Source organism: Blautia sp. AF32-4BH (assembly GCF_003460565.1).
GTDB classification, from domain to species: Bacteria; Bacillota; Clostridia; order Lachnospirales; family Lachnospiraceae; genus Fusicatenibacter; species Fusicatenibacter saccharivorans.
Genome location: NZ_QTVL01000006.1, coordinates 152,088 through 168,448 on the forward strand (window position 1 = coordinate 152,088; position 16,361 = coordinate 168,448).

General features: G+C 37.7%; 16 protein-coding genes. All 16 read right to left on the reverse strand.

Annotated elements, in window-relative coordinates:
• Position 1: 1 nt before the first annotated feature.
• Complete coding sequence (locus DWZ44_RS09485; protein ID WP_117804737.1) at positions 2–1,012, reverse strand: glycosyltransferase family 2 protein; 1,011 nt, start codon at positions 1,010–1,012, stop codon at positions 2–4.
• Positions 999–1,787 (reverse strand): glycosyltransferase family 32 protein, encoded by a 789-nt coding sequence (locus tag DWZ44_RS09490; protein WP_070103219.1) that lies wholly within the window; start codon positions 1,785–1,787, stop codon positions 999–1,001. Before DWZ44_RS09490 ends, DWZ44_RS09485 begins: the two co-directional genes overlap by 14 nt.
• On the reverse strand, positions 1,777–3,072 hold the full coding sequence (locus tag DWZ44_RS09495) for an ABC transporter ATP-binding protein (protein WP_117804738.1): 1,296 nt from the start codon (positions 3,070–3,072) through the stop codon (positions 1,777–1,779). Before DWZ44_RS09495 ends, DWZ44_RS09490 begins: the two co-directional genes overlap by 11 nt.
• A gap of 10 nt (positions 3,073–3,082) precedes the next feature.
• Positions 3,083–3,952, reverse strand: a complete 870-nt coding sequence (locus DWZ44_RS09500) for an ABC transporter permease (protein ID WP_117804739.1) — start codon at positions 3,950–3,952, stop codon at positions 3,083–3,085.
• 16 nt (positions 3,953–3,968) lie between these two features.
• Positions 3,969–5,180, reverse strand: coding sequence for a Coenzyme F420 hydrogenase/dehydrogenase, beta subunit C-terminal domain (locus DWZ44_RS09505; protein ID WP_117804740.1), 1,212 nt, complete (start codon positions 5,178–5,180; stop codon positions 3,969–3,971).
• Positions 5,181–5,192: 12 nt separating this feature from the next.
• Entirely contained in the window at positions 5,193–6,344 is a 1,152-nt protein-coding gene (locus DWZ44_RS09510; RefSeq protein ID WP_117804741.1) for a glycosyltransferase WbsX family protein, read from the reverse strand.
• Positions 6,331–7,323: a glycosyltransferase family 2 protein gene (locus DWZ44_RS09515; RefSeq protein WP_117804742.1), complete on the reverse strand. Its 993-nt coding sequence runs from the start codon at positions 7,321–7,323 to the stop codon at positions 6,331–6,333. The genes DWZ44_RS09510 and DWZ44_RS09515 overlap by 14 nt, the downstream gene beginning before the upstream one ends.
• A 3-nt stretch (positions 7,324–7,326) precedes the next feature.
• Complete coding sequence (locus DWZ44_RS09520; RefSeq protein WP_117804743.1) at positions 7,327–8,106, reverse strand: glycosyltransferase family 32 protein; 780 nt, start codon at positions 8,104–8,106, stop codon at positions 7,327–7,329.
• Positions 8,103–9,173 carry a glycosyltransferase family 2 protein gene (locus tag DWZ44_RS09525; RefSeq protein ID WP_117804744.1) on the reverse strand — a complete coding sequence of 357 codons (1,071 nt, stop codon included), beginning with the start codon at positions 9,171–9,173 and terminating at the stop codon, positions 8,103–8,105. The genes DWZ44_RS09520 and DWZ44_RS09525 overlap by 4 nt, the downstream gene beginning before the upstream one ends.
• Positions 9,174–9,186: 13 nt before the next feature.
• Entirely contained in the window at positions 9,187–10,203 is a 1,017-nt protein-coding gene (locus DWZ44_RS09530; RefSeq protein WP_055220466.1) for a glycosyltransferase family 2 protein, read from the reverse strand.
• Positions 10,196–11,302: a polysaccharide pyruvyl transferase family protein gene (locus tag DWZ44_RS09535; RefSeq protein ID WP_117804745.1), complete on the reverse strand. Its 1,107-nt coding sequence runs from the start codon at positions 11,300–11,302 to the stop codon at positions 10,196–10,198. Before DWZ44_RS09535 ends, DWZ44_RS09530 begins: the two co-directional genes overlap by 8 nt.
• Before the next feature lie 2 nt (positions 11,303–11,304).
• Positions 11,305–12,504 carry a glycosyltransferase gene (locus tag DWZ44_RS09540; protein ID WP_117804746.1) on the reverse strand — a complete coding sequence of 400 codons (1,200 nt, stop codon included), beginning with the start codon at positions 12,502–12,504 and terminating at the stop codon, positions 11,305–11,307.
• Entirely contained in the window at positions 12,501–13,199 is a 699-nt protein-coding gene (locus DWZ44_RS09545) for a glycosyltransferase family 32 protein (RefSeq protein WP_173827143.1), read from the reverse strand. Before DWZ44_RS09545 ends, DWZ44_RS09540 begins: the two co-directional genes overlap by 4 nt.
• Positions 13,200–13,225: 26 nt before the next feature.
• Positions 13,226–14,056: a glycosyltransferase family 2 protein gene (locus DWZ44_RS09550; RefSeq protein ID WP_117804748.1), complete on the reverse strand. Its 831-nt coding sequence runs from the start codon at positions 14,054–14,056 to the stop codon at positions 13,226–13,228.
• Entirely contained in the window at positions 14,053–15,069 is a 1,017-nt protein-coding gene (locus tag DWZ44_RS09555; protein ID WP_158565861.1) for an EpsG family protein, read from the reverse strand. Before DWZ44_RS09555 ends, DWZ44_RS09550 begins: the two co-directional genes overlap by 4 nt.
• 118 nt (positions 15,070–15,187) lie before the next feature.
• On the reverse strand, positions 15,188–16,288 hold the full coding sequence (locus tag DWZ44_RS09560; protein WP_117804750.1) for a glycosyltransferase family 4 protein: 1,101 nt from the start codon (positions 16,286–16,288) through the stop codon (positions 15,188–15,190).
• Positions 16,289–16,361 lie beyond the last annotated feature (73 nt).

Consider the following 16,361-nt stretch of genomic DNA (forward strand, 5'->3'; position numbering starts at 1 on the left):
CTTATATTTTAGATCGAATCATTCTCAGCAGATTCTGCCATTGTCTTCTCACTCTAAAAAAGTTGACTTTTTCAGGATATGCTAATACATAAAAATCATAATTATTTTTAAAGCGTACAATTCCCTCTTTTTCTGCCTGCTCCAGTGCTTCTCTATACTGCTGTTGAAATTTTTCTCCTCGTTCTTTATCAAAATCTTCTTTCCATTTTTGGCACTTTATCAAATCCCACTGCGCTGAATTCAGCAGTTTTAACAATGCCGCCTGATAAAGTTCTTTACACCTTTTTTTCTTAAAAAATTTTATTCTTTCTTCCTGTGCATCATATTCGTCAAATCGTTTATTGAGCGTCAAATTTTTTGTTATTCCACACGGATTTGTAAAATAGAAATAAAATACAATATCTGTTACTGCTATTCTCTCACTTTGATAATACAATTGATACGTAATATATTCATCTTCAAATAACCTCCCTTGCGGAAAACGGATTCCATTAAATACTGTTTTCTTAAATAATTTTCCACAACAGGATATATATTTTTCCACGTTTTGACCACAAAAAAGTTTGCTTTCAATTTCCAATCCAGACTGGATTTCCACACAATTCTTGATTTGCAACTCAGCGCATGTATCTACTTCTTCTATCTCAGCAAAACGTTTTAATCCGCAGATAAAGATATCCGCGTTTTCCTCTTTCAAAACTTTCAGCTCTGTTTCAAGCATTTTACTATGCACCACATCATCCGCATCAATAAACATTACGTATTCCCCTGATGCAATTTCTAAGCCCGCATTTCTAGCAGAAGAAAGCCCTCCGTTTTCTTTATGAATCACCGTTATTGTCTTCTGTTTTTCAGCATATTCATCACATATCTCGGCCGAACCGTCTGTTGAACCATCATCCACTAAAATAATTTCATATTCCTGACAACTCTGTGCCAGCACACTGTCGATACACCGTTTTAAATAGCTTTTCCCTTGATAAACCGGAATTATAATACTAACCGTTATCATATCTGATCCATCCTTTTATTTTCAAGTAGATTTTTTCTCCCAAAAGCTTTTTAATCATACGATTCGGAAGATATTTCCAATCATTTTTCTTTTCCTCTAACAATGCCTGACGATGTTTTTTATGATACTCTTTTTCTGCTCTTTCCATCCAGCTTGCATGAAACCAATGAACCGAAATTGTTTTTTTTGATTTTCTTCTATATCCTGTTTCAAAATCAATGGGGCACATACAAATGGATGGTAAAATCATAATATTTCCCTCTAAAATCTGCTGCTTATCCTTTTGTTCCAGTCCGTGTTTCAAAAAGATTTCTGTATTAATAACCGGGCATGTCTTCTTATTTTCTGATCCGTCCTCTAAAATAAACGGGATCGTTTGATACATCTCCATCATTTCATACAACAAACCGCATCCCCGTTCAGCGCCAAATCCAAGCCCCGTAGAAATATATTTTTTATTTTCAAATCCAAAAAAAGCACTGTATTTTAGCAGAAAATCAATCTTTTTCACTAATTCTACATCTGTATCAAAATATATCCCTCCATATTCATACACAACCCGGAGTCTTACATAATCTGTAACAAATGCCCACTTTTTCCTATGATATGCGTCAATTACATACTGCGGGCATTCTTTTATATTAAAATTTTTTTCATTCCATTCTACAATAAGATAGTCTGGACAGAACTTTTGCCAGCTTTGCATGCATCGCCTGACCGAATCTGGAATTGGCTTTCCCCCAAACCAGCAATAATGTATTTTTTTAGGAATCATCTCTCTCACCCACGCATTTCAAATCGTCTAATCGAATTTTTCCCCAGGCATTTACGTTCCAGTTAATCTTTAAAGCATGTTTACTATCCTGAATTTCAAATGTAAATGCCGGAAACACTGCATCCAAGTCATCGTAAGTTCCCATTTCGTTTACATTATAAATCACCAGCAATACGAAATATTTTCCCGGTACAAGTCCACGCAGCAGCAATTCCATTTCCAATATTTTGCTTCTTCCTGCAAAAAAGGATGTAAATTCCTGCAAAATTCCCGCTGCAACAGATCCTCCATCTGCTGATCTTATTTCTGCCCTCACGGATAGATTTGAAATATTTGTTTTGGCCTCAACCGACAAATCAAATTTCAGCTTTTCCTCAAATTCATATACCGGTACCTGTTTGTCCACAAGATGCACATGTGTCATTTTCGCCTTAATAACTGGCGGAAGATGTGCCATTCTCTTATTTTTCAGATCAATATCTACACTTCCGTTTTTAACAGCTGTATCCATATACAAATCAATTGCTCTTTCTACCCCGCCGTCAAATATCAGTTCGCCGTGATCCAGTACAAGGCAGCGGGTGCAAAGCTGACGAATGGTATTCATATTATGACTCACATAAAGAATCGTTTTTTCTTCTGAATTTGCCGCCTTTCCCATCCGTCCAAGACACTTCTGCTGGAATTTCATATCTCCGACAGCCAGAACCTCATCCATAATCATAATTTCACTATCCAGATGAGCTGCCACAGAAAATGCAAGTTTAACATACATCCCACTGGAATATCGTTTTACAGGCGTATCGATAAACTCTCCACATTCGGAAAATGCAATAATCTGATCCAGTTTTTCTCCGATTTCTGCACGGCTCATCCCCAATATTGCCCCATTCATATAAATGTTTTCACGTCCCGTTAATTCCGGATGAAATCCCGTTCCTACTTCAAGCATAGATGCCACACGGCCATTCATTCCAATGCTTCCTTTTGTTGGTGCCGTTACTCTTGACAGCAGTTTCAGCAATGTCGATTTTCCTGCTCCGTTGTGTCCGATAATCCCTACTGCTTCTCCTTTTTCTACCTCAAATGAAATATCCTTCAGCGCCATAAAACGTTTTCCATACTCTGGTGTTTTCTGGCCTATTTTCAGTGTCGGATCTTCTTTTTTTCTTATTTTTGCATGGAATCGTTCCAGATCTTCCCGTAATGTTGTTCCCCCGATTGCACCCAGTCTATATTCTTTTGATACATGATCTATTTTGACCATAATCTGTTTTTCTGCCATCCTGTTCTCCTTAAATGGTATCCATAAATGTTCTTTCCACTTTATTGAATAACACAATTCCAAGTACAAATAAGATCATTGTGCTTCCCCACCCCACTCCATAGTATCCTGCATGAAAATATCCTGTTCCGAAAAAAATATAGCGGAATGAAGTGATGATCGGCGTCATTGGATTCAGCATATAAATCTTCATATATTTTTCAGGTACAAGCCGCAATCCATATGCAACTGGCGTTCCATACTGCCATAATTGTAATCCAAAGCCTATCAGCATCGCCAAATCACGATATTTTGTTGTAAGCGCTGAAACAATAATTCCAACTCCCATCGCCAGCATCATCATCTGAATGATCAATATTGGAAATAGAAAGAGATACCCGGACAATCGAATTTCCATTTTCCCTTTCCATATAAAATACAGCAAAAAAATCAAAAACATGGCAAATTGAATACCGAAGGAAATCAAATTAGATATGGTTGACGCTGCCGGAGATACCAGCCTTGGAAAATATACCTTTCCCATAATAGAACTGTTTGTTATAAATGTGTTTGCCGTACTGCTGACCGTCGATGAAAAATAGCTCCAGCAGATCGTACCTGCCATATAGAACAGAAATGCCGGAATCACGGTTTCTTCTGTTGCTTTCACATCCAGCGTAGTCAGGTTTGCCAGTGAACCAAAAATCACAGTGAACACTATGGTTGTTAACAGGGGCTGTATCACCGCCCACAAAGGTCCTAAAATTGTCTGTTTATATTTCGAAATAAAATCTCTTCTCACAAATAAAAAAATCAGGTCTCTATACTCATATGTTTCCTTTAAATGAAGATTGATCCATTTTGAATTTGCCGTAATAACTGTTTTAAATTGTTGTTCCATCTTTTTCTCTCTAACCTTAAACTTTGATTTTTCTTATAAATATTTTGATTCTTTTCGGTATCATGGAACGAAGTTTTCTCACAAACAGAATTCTGTTTCTTCGTTTCTGATACCACCGTTCCACACATGCATAGTTCTGTTTTTGCAGTTTCATTACTTTCTCCCGCTGCCGTTTCAGTGCAGACGGCTGTACCAGCTGTGCATTATATTTTGCTGCCCGCTGATAAGATGACGGATATTTTATAATGTTACTTCCATATTTCGCAAGCATAGTCCTTCCCTGCTCATTATTCACAATCAGACAGGAGACTCCTTTTTCTTTCTCTATTTCACCTCCATATTTTTTCAAATATTCCGGGTGCACCAGCTCTATCCCCCAATAATCTCCTATGGTAATATCACCCTGACGATATTCTGATGCAAACGGACAAAAATAGCAGCTTTTCCGGTATGTGTATCCATTTAAAAACATTTGATAATAGGAGCTTTCTTCCGGTTCAAAATAGCTTTCTTTCTGACTTCCATCCCTGTTCTCCAATATCATTTTTCCGTATAACTTCCACCCGCTGCTTTTATCTCGAAAATAAAATCCTGCTATTTTTTTTCCTTCTTTCGATTCTATGTATCCTAAATAATTCTGGAATAATTTTGCGCTCGGTACACCATGACATATAATTTCTATTGTATATAAATTTGCATACGTTCTCTGAAGGTATCCTCTCAGTCCTGCTATCTGACAAGGCGTTCCACTAAACAACACAGTCTCGTTATGTTCCAGATGCCGCTTAATTTCAACATATACATTTTCCAAATTGCTTTGTACATATTTTGAACCCTTTAATTTACAAAGTTCCTCTATTTTATCTATCCCGATATGTTTTATTACTAAGTTTTGGTTTTCATAAAGCATAGCACATCCATAGACAATTCCTTTTCTTTTTAGCACTTCCTGCGCCAGCACGGTAAAGATTCCCCCCGAAGCATTTTCTTCCAGATCAGCGTCCTTTGCCTGTGCCGCATACGTTTCTTTTCGTGATTGCTCTTTTTTCTCAAAACTGCAGACTTTTAAACATTTTCCGCACTCCGTACACTTCGATTCATCTATTTTAGGATAATCAAAACCATTTTCATCCTCTTCCATGTAAATCGCATGTCTGGGGCAGCATTTACTGCAGGCTCCACATCCACAGCAATTTGTCTCATTCTTTTCGGAAATTATATTTCTCATTTACCCTTTTCCCTATTCTAATGCTTCTTTTATTGCTTCAAGCTTTCGATACTGATATCTTGTGTCCGGTTCCAGAAAAGCACCTTCTCCCCATTCATTCCATGCATTAATAAATATTACCGGCTTTTCCTCTTTCCGTGCTCTTTGTACCAGTATTTTCATATATTCAGCAAACTTTTCTACGGAAAATCCACTGACCATAACTCCATGTTTATTTCTTGGCGTATTATCCCAATCCACAAAACACCCCGGCCAAAAATTTTTCTTCCATTTCGCATTTAAAATCAAATCCCATATCTCATCGTAAAAATACATTCCCAGACTCTGCTCTTTCTTCCAATACATTCTTCCTTTCTTCTTTCGACATTTTCGATAAAACGACACCATTTCCTCTCCACAAAATTTTCTGATCAAAGAAATTTTTCTGCTTGTTCCAGGCAGCTCCTGGCTTTCGATATTTCGTGAATATACAGGCTCAAATTCAATTTGATAATCAAAAATATCGTTTCTGTAATACATATCTGAATAATACGCCGGAAATTGAAATGCCAGACATAAATCCGGAAAGCCTTCTTCTTTTGCTCTTCTTCTAAAATACGATGCCATCTTATAAATATCGATCATTTGTTCCGGCTTATAAACAACGAGCAATGGGCGCCCATCTACTGTTATATATCGTTCATCTTGAAAAAAATTCAGCAGATACTGAAAGTGCCGTTCCCACTCTTCTTTTCCGCCATAATCCTGCTCCATGATGATTTCCTGATCTCCACCATCCCAGTTCTTACTCCAGTTTTCATTGGCCCAGCAAAAGCAAAATGGGATCTCTATTTTTTTGTTTTTCAGCATTTGTTCCGCCGGTTTTTCCAACAACTTCTCACCATGTTTAAACCAATAATGATAATAGCAAAATCCGAAAATCCCATATTTTTTTGCCAGATTACTCTGCCATATCTTTACCTGATCATCCATTAAATCATAATAGTTAAGGTCCAGTGGGATTTTGGGCTGATCATGCCCGGAAAATAATGCTTGTGCTTTTCGTACATTTGTCCATTCGGTAAACCCCTTGCCCCAGCATTGGTCGTTCAATGGTATTGCATGAAACTGAGGCAGGTAAAATGCAATCAGCTTAACTCCTTTCCCATCCTTAACTTCTGCCATTTTTCTTCCCCTCACCTTCTGTTTTTTCCATGATTTTTTCAAAACATTCCAAAAGACATCTCAAACGAGTTTTAAACTGAAAGCTCACATCGCTTTTCTTCTGAATCTCAGCAATTTTTTTGAGTCTCTGATATCTTAATGCACGAAATTTATAAAATTGATATATGCCTTCTCTCCCATATCGTTTCCAGAAATACGTCATCGTTCCATTTATTCGAAGGGTGAATTGTTTTTCATTAAAATCATGCTGTTTCTCTAAAGTCGCTCCCTCCAGATGAATAATCTTTGCCTGTGGTATATTATAAATTTTTTCACCTCTTTTTTTAATTCTCCAGGACAGCTCTTCCTCCTCTGCATACATAAAAAAATCCTCATCAAATCCTCCCAACTGCTCAAAGAGTTTTTTCTTCACCATCATGTCTGCCCCAAATATATAGGCAACTTCTATCTTTTGATTCGTATCGTTAAAATCTTTTCTTCGTATCTGCAATGCAGGATGTTTTCTGTATAATTTTTGTTCTGCTTTTGACAGCATCAAATACCGCCAGGATGCATATCTCTTTTCCGTTCCCAAATCATCAAACCTTAAACAAAAAGACGGACACGGCATTCTCTCCGGTGTATATAAATTTCCGCCTGTACATCCCATATCTGGATTGTTTTTCATCTCTTCCCATAAAATTTTTACTGCATTGTTCATCAAAACCGTATCGGGATTAAGAAAAAATACATAATCCCCCGCTGCGTATTTTGTTCCCAGATTGTTCGCTTTTCCAAATCCAAGATTTGTTTCTGCCTCTATCATCTTAACGCTGTTTTCAAATTCCGCCTGTAATCTTTCTGCTTCTTTGTTCTTTGATGCATTATCCACGATAATAATCTCAAATTTTACATCCGCAGTTTGTTGAAATATTGAATTGACACAATCGATTGTTAAGTCTATGGAATTGTAATTAACAATAATAATTGAAACATCCATACGCTATCCTTTCCATTTTATTTTTTCCTTTATGCTCTCATACCTCTCTTTTCCTAAAATACTTCTGCATATTCTGTTCGGCAGATGAATCATACAGTCCATATTTCTTAGATATTTTCTTTTTTTCTTTTCTTTTTCTGTAAGCCATGATGCTTCAAAATGATGAATCGAATATGTATTATCTGTCAATTCACACTTATGACTTTTCCAATTGATCGGGCAGAAATACTCTGCTGGATAAATATGAAACTTACAAATTTCCTGTTCCACATTTTCTTTCTTCATTCCCAGTTTTACCAGTGCCGCTGTGTTATAATAAGGACACGTTTTTAAATTTTCTTTTTCCTGCTCAGCAAAATCAATCTCTTTATAAATATCCATCATCGCCTTCACGACCGGATGAAAAGCAGATGCGCCAAACCCCTGTCCCGTATTCACATAAACCTCATCACATTCTTCATCCACTTTCTTCTCAAATCCGATATAGCCATCTGTTTCTAACAAATCATCCAGTGATCGAATTAGTTCGACATCCGTATCAAGATAGATTCCTCCATACTGGTAAATAATATCCAGTCTGGCATAATCAGATACAAACCCCCAGCGTTTTGCCTGATACGCCTGCTCCATATATTTATTTTTATGAACATCATAATTCTTGCTGTTCCATTCCATAATTTCATAATCCGGACAATATTTCTGCCAGCTCTTAATACATTCAATTACCAGCAATGGTTTTTCGTTTTCCCCAAACCAACAATAATGAATTTTTTTCGGTATCATATAAACTCCTGGCAATAAATAGAATATTTTGCATAATCTTTATTTAAAATTGCTTTTGCAAGAAAATAATATCTGTCCTTTTTTTTCAAATACTCTTTAAAATTAGTACAGACAAATTCACATTCTCCTGCAAATACAGCCTTTTTTATTTTTTCCGGCAGCATAACAATCCTCCGGCAGGTAAATACAATCTGTCTCATTACCCTTTGATAATTCTCGTAGTCAAAAGGAATCTCCATTTTCTTTTGAATCTCAGCCATTAACAGCATAATCCAATAAGAATCTACTCTTTTTGGATTTTCATCATGCTTCTGTGTAATACTCTCTCCATGAATTCGATATGCATACACTACATCAGACAAACAATCCACTTTATTCGCCATTGGAAAAATCACAGCTCCGATAATTGCATCCTCATACCAATAGCCCTCCGGAAATTTCAATCCTTCCCACAGTTTTGCTTTCATCACCTTTAAACAGGGGCCTCCCCAATATTGATTTCTTTCTTTTGGCAAATGTTCTTTTTTTATCATTCCAAGAAAACCATTTTTATCAAAGCGATAGCCATTTCCCTCTACAATATCCGCATCTTCCAGATACGCTTTTGACAGCAAACACTCTATTGCATTCGGTAATAAAACATCATCCGAATCAACAAACATAATGTATTTGCTTTTTACTCTTTCAAGTCCTGCATTTCTTGCACCCGAATACCCTTTATTCTCCTGCCGAATAACTTCTACACATGGATTTTTTATGTATTGATTTAAAATTTGCCCGCTTCGATCCGTCGATCCATCGTCAATTGCAATTATCTGAAAGGAATATTTTGTTTTTTGCAGGACGATCGACTCCATACATTCCTTCAGCCAGTTTTCCGAGTTATATACAGGCACTATAATCGTGAGATCATATCGAATCTCTCTGCTCCTGTTTTCAGAAAATACATCCGGCGACACGGGCGGTGCAACATCCATCAGTATTCTCTTCGCATCCTGTGAAGAAAGTGTAATCTTTTCTTCCCGTATCTCATAAGCAATCCATGCCGCTATTCTTTTAAAAATCATTTTCAACCTCCCTTTAAATCAGGCTGAATATCCACCACCAGTTTTTCTTTATCATATACAACAATATTTTTTGTTTTTCGGGCACATCAAATTCCTGTATTTTTAATGGACATCTTCTCACTACAGGATCGTTCAGTAGTTTCCTACAATACACTTTTCTCTCACTCCTGTCTGTCATTTTACCTCTTTCCTTCAGTCCAACTAATATAACAAACCATGTCAGCCAGTTCAATTGCTGCTCAAAACAATACTCTTTTCTATTTTTGAATTCTATCTCTGCATGTTCTATTATTTTCTTACACGATTCCCATCTTCCCTCTCGAAATGATTTCGAAATAGAATCTGGATTATACCAGTAATGATAAATTCCGGCTTCTTCTTTATAGTAAAATTTTTGTGTACATAAAATCACTTTTGCACTGAAAAGGATGTCTTCACTAAACTTAATCTCTTCGAAAAAAAATATCTGATTTTTCTTCAAAAAATCCGTTCTATACAATGCTCCCCATGCCCCAACAACAGGTCCCAAAGTTAATTGCCTCGTAGCCAGCAGTCTTGGATATATTTCTTGTAAAATTCTCTTTCTATCATAAATTCCTCCCTGCATTTCTCTTACTGTTTCCACTCGACATGGAACATTTCTTTCCATCCCTGGCCATTCTGTCCGAAATGCTCTATATCTGACGAAATCTACCTGATATTTCTGCGCCAGCTCATAGAGCTGCTGCAGACCGTCTTTTTCCAGCCAGTCATCACTGTCCAAAAAGAAAATATATTTTCCAGTTGCCACTGTTATTCCCCTGTTTCTTGCAGACGCAAGTCCTCCATTTTTTTTATGAATCACTCGCACTCTTCTATCTTTTTCCGCATATTGATCACATAAAACCGGACTCTGATCCGGTGATCCATCATCAATCAATATGATTTCTATATTTTCTACCGTTTGATTCCGCACGCTGTTTACACAACGTTCTATGTAGGCTTCGACGTTATAAACGGGGATAACAACAGATATTATCGGCCTATTCATTTTTCTTTTCTCCTGTTATTTTCGCTAAATATTCTTCTGCTTCTTTCCTCTCTTTCTGCAGGATGAACTCGATCCTTTGCCAGTTTATCTTTTTTGCTGTCTGCAGTTTTTTCACATGATCCATCTTCCTGTCCTCCACTCCAAATACTTTCAATAAATCATTCACCCGCGTATTGATACGTTCTTTTCTTTCGATCACAAAAAATTCTTTATGGAAAATTATTGCAAACACTGTTGCATGAAATGAATTAGAAACTACAGCTTCCGCATTTAAAATTAAATTTACAAATTCCAACGGCCCAATATCTGCACATACTTTGTCACAGATTTCTGTTTTAAAAACCGACCAGATCTCTGTTTTTGTTTTTTTAGAAATTTTTTCCGCAATTTCCTCTGCCACGCAGTTTTTATCAAAATCATAAAGCAGCACATACTTTTTATTCGTCTCTGTTTCCGGCAATATTTTTTTCCACTGACACTGTTTCAGCAAAAAAACGGGATCACAATTTCTTTGAGACTGAAGTCCCATTTGCTTCACCAATGCAGCTCCTGTCTGCTCTCTGACCGAAACAGCATCAAAGGATTTAAGCCATTCCTTCATACGCTGTCGGTCTTCTTCTTTTAACGCATCAACTGCAAAACTCGCCGCATACGATGCCCTTCTTCCCTTTTCCGTAAATTGCAGAAAGAATGCAGGATCTTTTCCATTTGGAAAGATTGGATTCCATATCTGATCGCTCCCTGCCAGATACAGGTCTGCTTCTTCTATATTTTTTAGTTCTTCACACGTTCTATATGTTGTATCTGTCAGTTCTAACGCATTTTTCCGGAAAGCATCAAATCTATATTTTCTTTTACTGAATAATTTTTTTATTCTTCCTGGCATCTTCACCAGCAAATAAATCTCTCGAATTCCTGCCCTGTCATATTCTGGATTATTTACCGCTTTCAGACTATAATGCCTGCTTAGGTAGTCCGGCTTATAGTCAATAATTTTTACCTCATGACCGCGGTCTTTCAAATATTGCATTAATGCATATGCCTGTAAGCTTGCGCCTGCATTATATACATCATGGCAAGTGATAATTCGTATTCTCATTTCTATCCTCTGCAAATACACTCTATTTTGTTGATTTCCTGCCTGTTAGAATAATCCTTTTTCCTGCACTCCTGCACCAGCTTTTCAAGCCGTTTCGGTTCCCGTAATATTTCACTGATTTTTTCTCCACACGCTCTGTTTTCCAGCGGCACTATGATTCCATCTATTCCGTTTTTCAGCTGACTTTCTGCTGTTGGATATCCCGTAATAATCACCGGTTTTCCAAGCATTTGAACTTCCCTTACAGCTACACAATTCCCCTCATATCTTGATGGCTGCACATAAACATCACACGCCCTGATATATGGATATGGATTCTCTTTTTTCCCCAGAATTTTTACATATTGTTTCATTCCTGTCTCACATATTCTTTTACGGATTTGCTTTTCATTTTTTCCAAAACCAATTAAATACCAGGTTACTTCCAATCCATTCTGCCTGATTTGCCGACAGATATCCGGCACATTATCAAAATTTTTAGCATAGCAGAACCTGCCAATTGACAATATTTTTATCCCCGATGCATTCATTTCTTTTTCCACCGAAAAACTTTCTGCCTGTCTTTTGATGAGCTGTTCCGGCAAAATATTTTTTATCAATATCATTCTATTTTTTAATGTAGGAAATTTCTTCAAAAATTCTTTTGTAACTGCCTCTGAGATAGATGCGATATAATCATATGCCTTCCACATTTTTGTTTCGGATAAAATATCAATCTGCACCTGGGAATAGTCCGTATGGATCCATGCGATCTTTTTCTTAGCATTTACTTTCTTCGTTACAATATAATGTGGTGTCAGAAAACTTACCGCCAGATCATACTCCTTTTGGGGTTGTATTCGCGGCATAAAAGGGCTGGTATATTTATGGCTGTATTCTAAATTCACATCACTGTCTCGGTAATTATGCTTATGATCATAAATCACCGCCGCTGTTTTTCCATATAACCTTGCCATTGTTAATAAAACATGTCCCTCTTTTAAAGTTGCCTTCATTGGGTGCGCCAAAACTGTATACGCAGCTTTTTGCGGAAGCAGATGGACTTTATCCGGAATCGCATCCATTAATTCTCCTTCCTGACGAAGCAAAAAAAGATCTATTTCCCATTTGCTTTCATCCAGTGCTTCTAAAAATCCTATCAGACTTCTTTCCGCACCACCCAATTCCAATGCATGTGATACAATTAACATTGTTCTCTTCATATTCGAAACCTCTTAAATACATCTACTCCCCAAATCCTATGAATCGGTCTTGTTATCTTCCCTCGTAATTTTTGTGTCTTGTTCATCCAGGATGCCGCATACCAGTGAATAGAAACCGTATCTGCTGTTTTTTCCAGCTTTCCCGTTGCACTGTCATATGGATTCAAAACATTCACCGGATACACTGCCGCTTCCCATATTTTTTGTTTCTGCCCATTCTGTTTTAAGCCTAATGCTGTCAATGCTTTTGTATTCAGTTCCGGACACATTCTTACTCCATTCTTTCCATCCAGCAGCACATCATATTCCTTCAGCATCGCCTGAACCACTGCTCCATGCGCAGCGGATCCAAATCCCAGTCCCGTATTTACATACCGCTTATTTTCAAATCCGAAATATGCATCTTCCTGCAATAGCTTTTCCAGTGGCCGAATCACTTCCACGTCTGTATCCAAATAGATCCCTCCATACTTTTCCACCGCCCAAAGTCTGACATAATCGCTTAAATATGCATACTTTTTTTCCGCATAGCACATTCGTGTATATCCATTCATGTCTATGTCAAAATTTTCTTCATTCCATTCGATCATTTCATAGTCCGGGCAATACTGATGCCAGCTTTCTATGCACTTTAAAGCTAATCGGGATTTCTTCCCTTTCCCAAACCAACAATAATGTATTTTCTTCGGTATCATGTATCCACCCCTTTCTATCACATCTTTTATTCACTGGTTATCATTCCTGCATTGCTTTCTAATTTTCTTTTATGAAAATAGTCATAGACTTTCTCTGGCAAAATTCCCACAAGAATTGGCCGCATCGTATATAGGTATCCGCTTATCGGCAGCCCCAGTTTTCGAATCGCTATTCCTTTTACGTAGGCCTCATTTATTCTGTATCGAAGCTTTCTTCTCTTATATGCTGCTCTGTCATCCCGCATGAGATAAAGCTGTTTTGGAATATTTTTACCTCTGTATCCCGCCTCATACATTTTTATCCATAAATGATAATCTTCTACCCGTAAAATACTTTTTTTCTCTGTGTATCCATCCACTGCATCGTATGCTTCTTTTCTTACCATACATGGTGCATGGCAAAACGGAGATCCATACAGAAAATCCTTTTTCTTTGGATATTCCGGATGACTTATCTTTCCCCATATTCCTGTTTGATCAAAATATCCCATATCTGTGCTTACGATTGAAATTGTTTTCTCTGTTTCCAATGTTTCATATTCAGCCGCAAATCGTTCCGGCAGACAGATATCATCCCCATCCATTCTTGCAATGTACTTTCCTTTGGCCGCTTTCAGACATCGGTTCAAGGTATAATTAAGTCCCCTGTTTTCTCTGTTTCTCAGTAAGATCATTTTTTCCGGATATCTTTTCATATAAAGCTCTGCCACTTCGTACGTTGCATCGGATGATCCATCATCGCACATAATCAACTCCCATTCTTTCATTGTCTGGTTTAAAATCGATTCAATTGCTTCTGACAGCGTATCCGCACAGTTATACATTCCCATAATTACACTGATCTCTGGATTTTTCATATAAGCCCCCATATAAAATGCATCTGATAATAAAAGAATCCAATATATCCCAAAACAGCAGCACTTTTTATAATTTTCGCCGAATTCTCTGTAAAAATATTTTCCATTTCCCAGGGAAGCAAAATGGACGCAGAATACACAGATCCATAAGAAATCAGCCGTCCTATGAATATACCGGAAGTTTTCATCGATACAACTGCAATTCCACTTGTTAGGATTGAGAAGTTTGTCATAATGTTAACTACCGGGTTATCCGCTTCTTTGATCTGCCTGCGTCCAACCACAGAAAAAATCATAGGAATAGAATAGACGAATACTCTGATTGGATTGGTTCCATTATCCTCCCACTCTTTCCAGTCCGTTACCATATTAGAATACTGTGTATTTGACAGCGCATCGTTCATCCCATCTGTAAACCTGTTTACAAATATCAGTATTAAAATGCATCCTAAAATACACAGCACACTCTTTTTATTCCATGCATTCCCCTGCACAATAAAGATAATCGGTACCATAAGAAGCGCTGACGCATGGAACGTTGCCCCTAACAGGATAATTACTGTCAGTGATACATATTTTCTTTTCAGAAGCAATGGAAATCCCGCCATAATAATTGCAATTGCCAAAAACTGGCGAATACCATTCTGACACCAGGACATGTAATCCGTTCCTGCAACAAAAATAAATATACTCATCCAATAGTTTTCACTATATTTCCGGTAGATAAATGCCATGCATAACATTTGTATTGCAGCTATGATCAGAAAAAAACAAACAGATGAATTTCCAATAAAGCTTTTGAAAACCACCATGAAAACGGAAAAACCTTTATCTTTTTTTATTCCCTGAAGATAGAATGGGAGCTCAGCTAGCCTATTCGGTGCTTCGCTGAAAACTCTCCGGTATGCATAGGTGTCTCCAAAATTATCAGATCGTAATGCTGCTGCTATTATGTACGGAATCACCAGCAGCACCGCCGGTGCCATCTGCCATCTTTCTTCGATCCTTCCCATAACGATCTCCTGCTTTTTCGGCAGAAATCTTGTCAGAATTATCCCTGCTGTCAAAATCCAAATTAATTGAAACCAATAGTTCGTTATGGACATCTTTCACATCTCTCCTTTTGTTTTACTAAAAGTCTCTTTTTTCATCCCCTCGCAGACTCTGCACTGTTTTCTCCACCACAACTTCTTTCCGAAACTCTCTCTCCATCTTCTCTCTCCCCGCCTGTCCCATCTGCTCTCGTTCTTCTCTGCTGCAATGCAGCATCTCTTTCATTGCGTCATACAGCATCTCTTTATTTTTTACCTCAACCAGCAGACCGCTTTTCCCATTTTCTACGCTCTCCCTGCACCCCGGAATATTGCTTGTGACGACTGGGCGGCCTGTGGCGGCGGCTTCTAAAAGGACATTACTCATTCCCTCATGGTAACTGGGGAGCACTACACAGTCTGCTTCTATGTAAAACGGACGTGGATCCGACTGAAAGCCGTAGAAATGGGCGATGCTGTGTTTTTCCAGTTCTTTTACCTGCTCTTTGTATTCATCTTCAAAAAAACCAACCAGATCAAGGACAAAGTTTTCGTTTTCTTTTTTCAGATGCCGGACAGCATAAAACAGTTCGTCGATTCCTTTTTCTTTCATAATTCGTCCAAGATACAGGAAATGGATTCGTGTGTGCTTCGGATAAGGCTGCATTTTGTATCTTTCCAGATTAATTCCTGCCCCGGCCAGGACGATCTGGCGATCGGCGGATATGATTTTTCTTTTACAAAATTCACTGGCATTTTCTTTGTTTTCAAAAAAGACGTATTTCACTTTTTGGAACGCTTTTCGATATAAAATTGTAACAAGCCCAGTTAAGACTGGTTTTTGAAATGCTGTTCCCAACCCCTGTACATTGGCATAATACGGAATTTGCTTTTGGCCGCTGAGCAGGCCTATGTAGATATTCGGTTTTATGGAATAGGTGAGTATAAGATCTGGTTTCACTTTTTTCAGCAGACGCTCATAATCCCATAGCAGCTTTGCTTCCGTAAATGGATTCACCCCACGGCGGTTCATGGATATTGGAATGCACTGGATTCCCATGTTCTGGAAATCTTCTTCATGCCCGACAAATGGCATCGCCAGAATCACTTCATACTCTTTCTGCAATGCTTCCGCCAGTTCTCTTCGAAACTGCCAGAACATATACGAATGGTTTGTTACAATCAGAAGTCGTTTTTTCATTGCTCTTTCCCGTTTCATGTAATATCCCGCATCATTTAATTACTTATTTCATTATTTCTTTTGTAAATTATAT

Excerpts from the sequence above, each read along its gene's own strand:
- DWZ44_RS09485 (WP_117804737.1), bottom strand. The coding sequence starts at position 1,012 with ATGATAACGGTTAGTATTATAATTCCGGTTTATCAAGGGAAAAGCTAT.
- DWZ44_RS09490 (WP_070103219.1), bottom strand. The coding sequence starts at position 1,787 with ATGATTCCTAAAAAAATACATTATTGCTGGTTTGGGGGAAAGCCAATT.
- DWZ44_RS09495 (WP_117804738.1), bottom strand. The coding sequence starts at position 3,072 with ATGGCAGAAAAACAGATTATGGTCAAAATAGATCATGTATCAAAAGAA.
- DWZ44_RS09500 (WP_117804739.1), bottom strand. The coding sequence starts at position 3,952 with ATGGAACAACAATTTAAAACAGTTATTACGGCAAATTCAAAATGGATC.
- DWZ44_RS09505 (WP_117804740.1), bottom strand. The coding sequence starts at position 5,180 with ATGAGAAATATAATTTCCGAAAAGAATGAGACAAATTGCTGTGGATGT.
- DWZ44_RS09510 (WP_117804741.1), bottom strand. The coding sequence starts at position 6,344 with ATGGCAGAAGTTAAGGATGGGAAAGGAGTTAAGCTGATTGCATTTTAC.
- DWZ44_RS09515 (WP_117804742.1), bottom strand. The coding sequence starts at position 7,323 with ATGGATGTTTCAATTATTATTGTTAATTACAATTCCATAGACTTAACA.
- DWZ44_RS09520 (WP_117804743.1), bottom strand. The coding sequence starts at position 8,106 with ATGATACCGAAAAAAATTCATTATTGTTGGTTTGGGGAAAACGAAAAA.
- DWZ44_RS09525 (WP_117804744.1), bottom strand. The coding sequence starts at position 9,173 with ATGATTTTTAAAAGAATAGCGGCATGGATTGCTTATGAGATACGGGAA.
- DWZ44_RS09530 (WP_055220466.1), bottom strand. The coding sequence starts at position 10,203 with ATGAATAGGCCGATAATATCTGTTGTTATCCCCGTTTATAACGTCGAA.
- DWZ44_RS09535 (WP_117804745.1), bottom strand. The coding sequence starts at position 11,302 with ATGAGAATACGAATTATCACTTGCCATGATGTATATAATGCAGGCGCA.
- DWZ44_RS09540 (WP_117804746.1), bottom strand. The coding sequence starts at position 12,504 with ATGAAGAGAACAATGTTAATTGTATCACATGCATTGGAATTGGGTGGT.
- DWZ44_RS09545 (WP_173827143.1), bottom strand. The coding sequence starts at position 13,199 with ATGATACCGAAGAAAATACATTATTGTTGGTTTGGGAAAGGGAAGAAA.
- DWZ44_RS09550 (WP_117804748.1), bottom strand. The coding sequence starts at position 14,056 with ATGAAAAATCCAGAGATCAGTGTAATTATGGGAATGTATAACTGTGCG.
- DWZ44_RS09555 (WP_158565861.1), bottom strand. The coding sequence starts at position 15,069 with ATGGGAAGGATCGAAGAAAGATGGCAGATGGCACCGGCGGTGCTGCTG.
- DWZ44_RS09560 (WP_117804750.1), bottom strand. The coding sequence starts at position 16,288 with ATGAAAAAACGACTTCTGATTGTAACAAACCATTCGTATATGTTCTGG.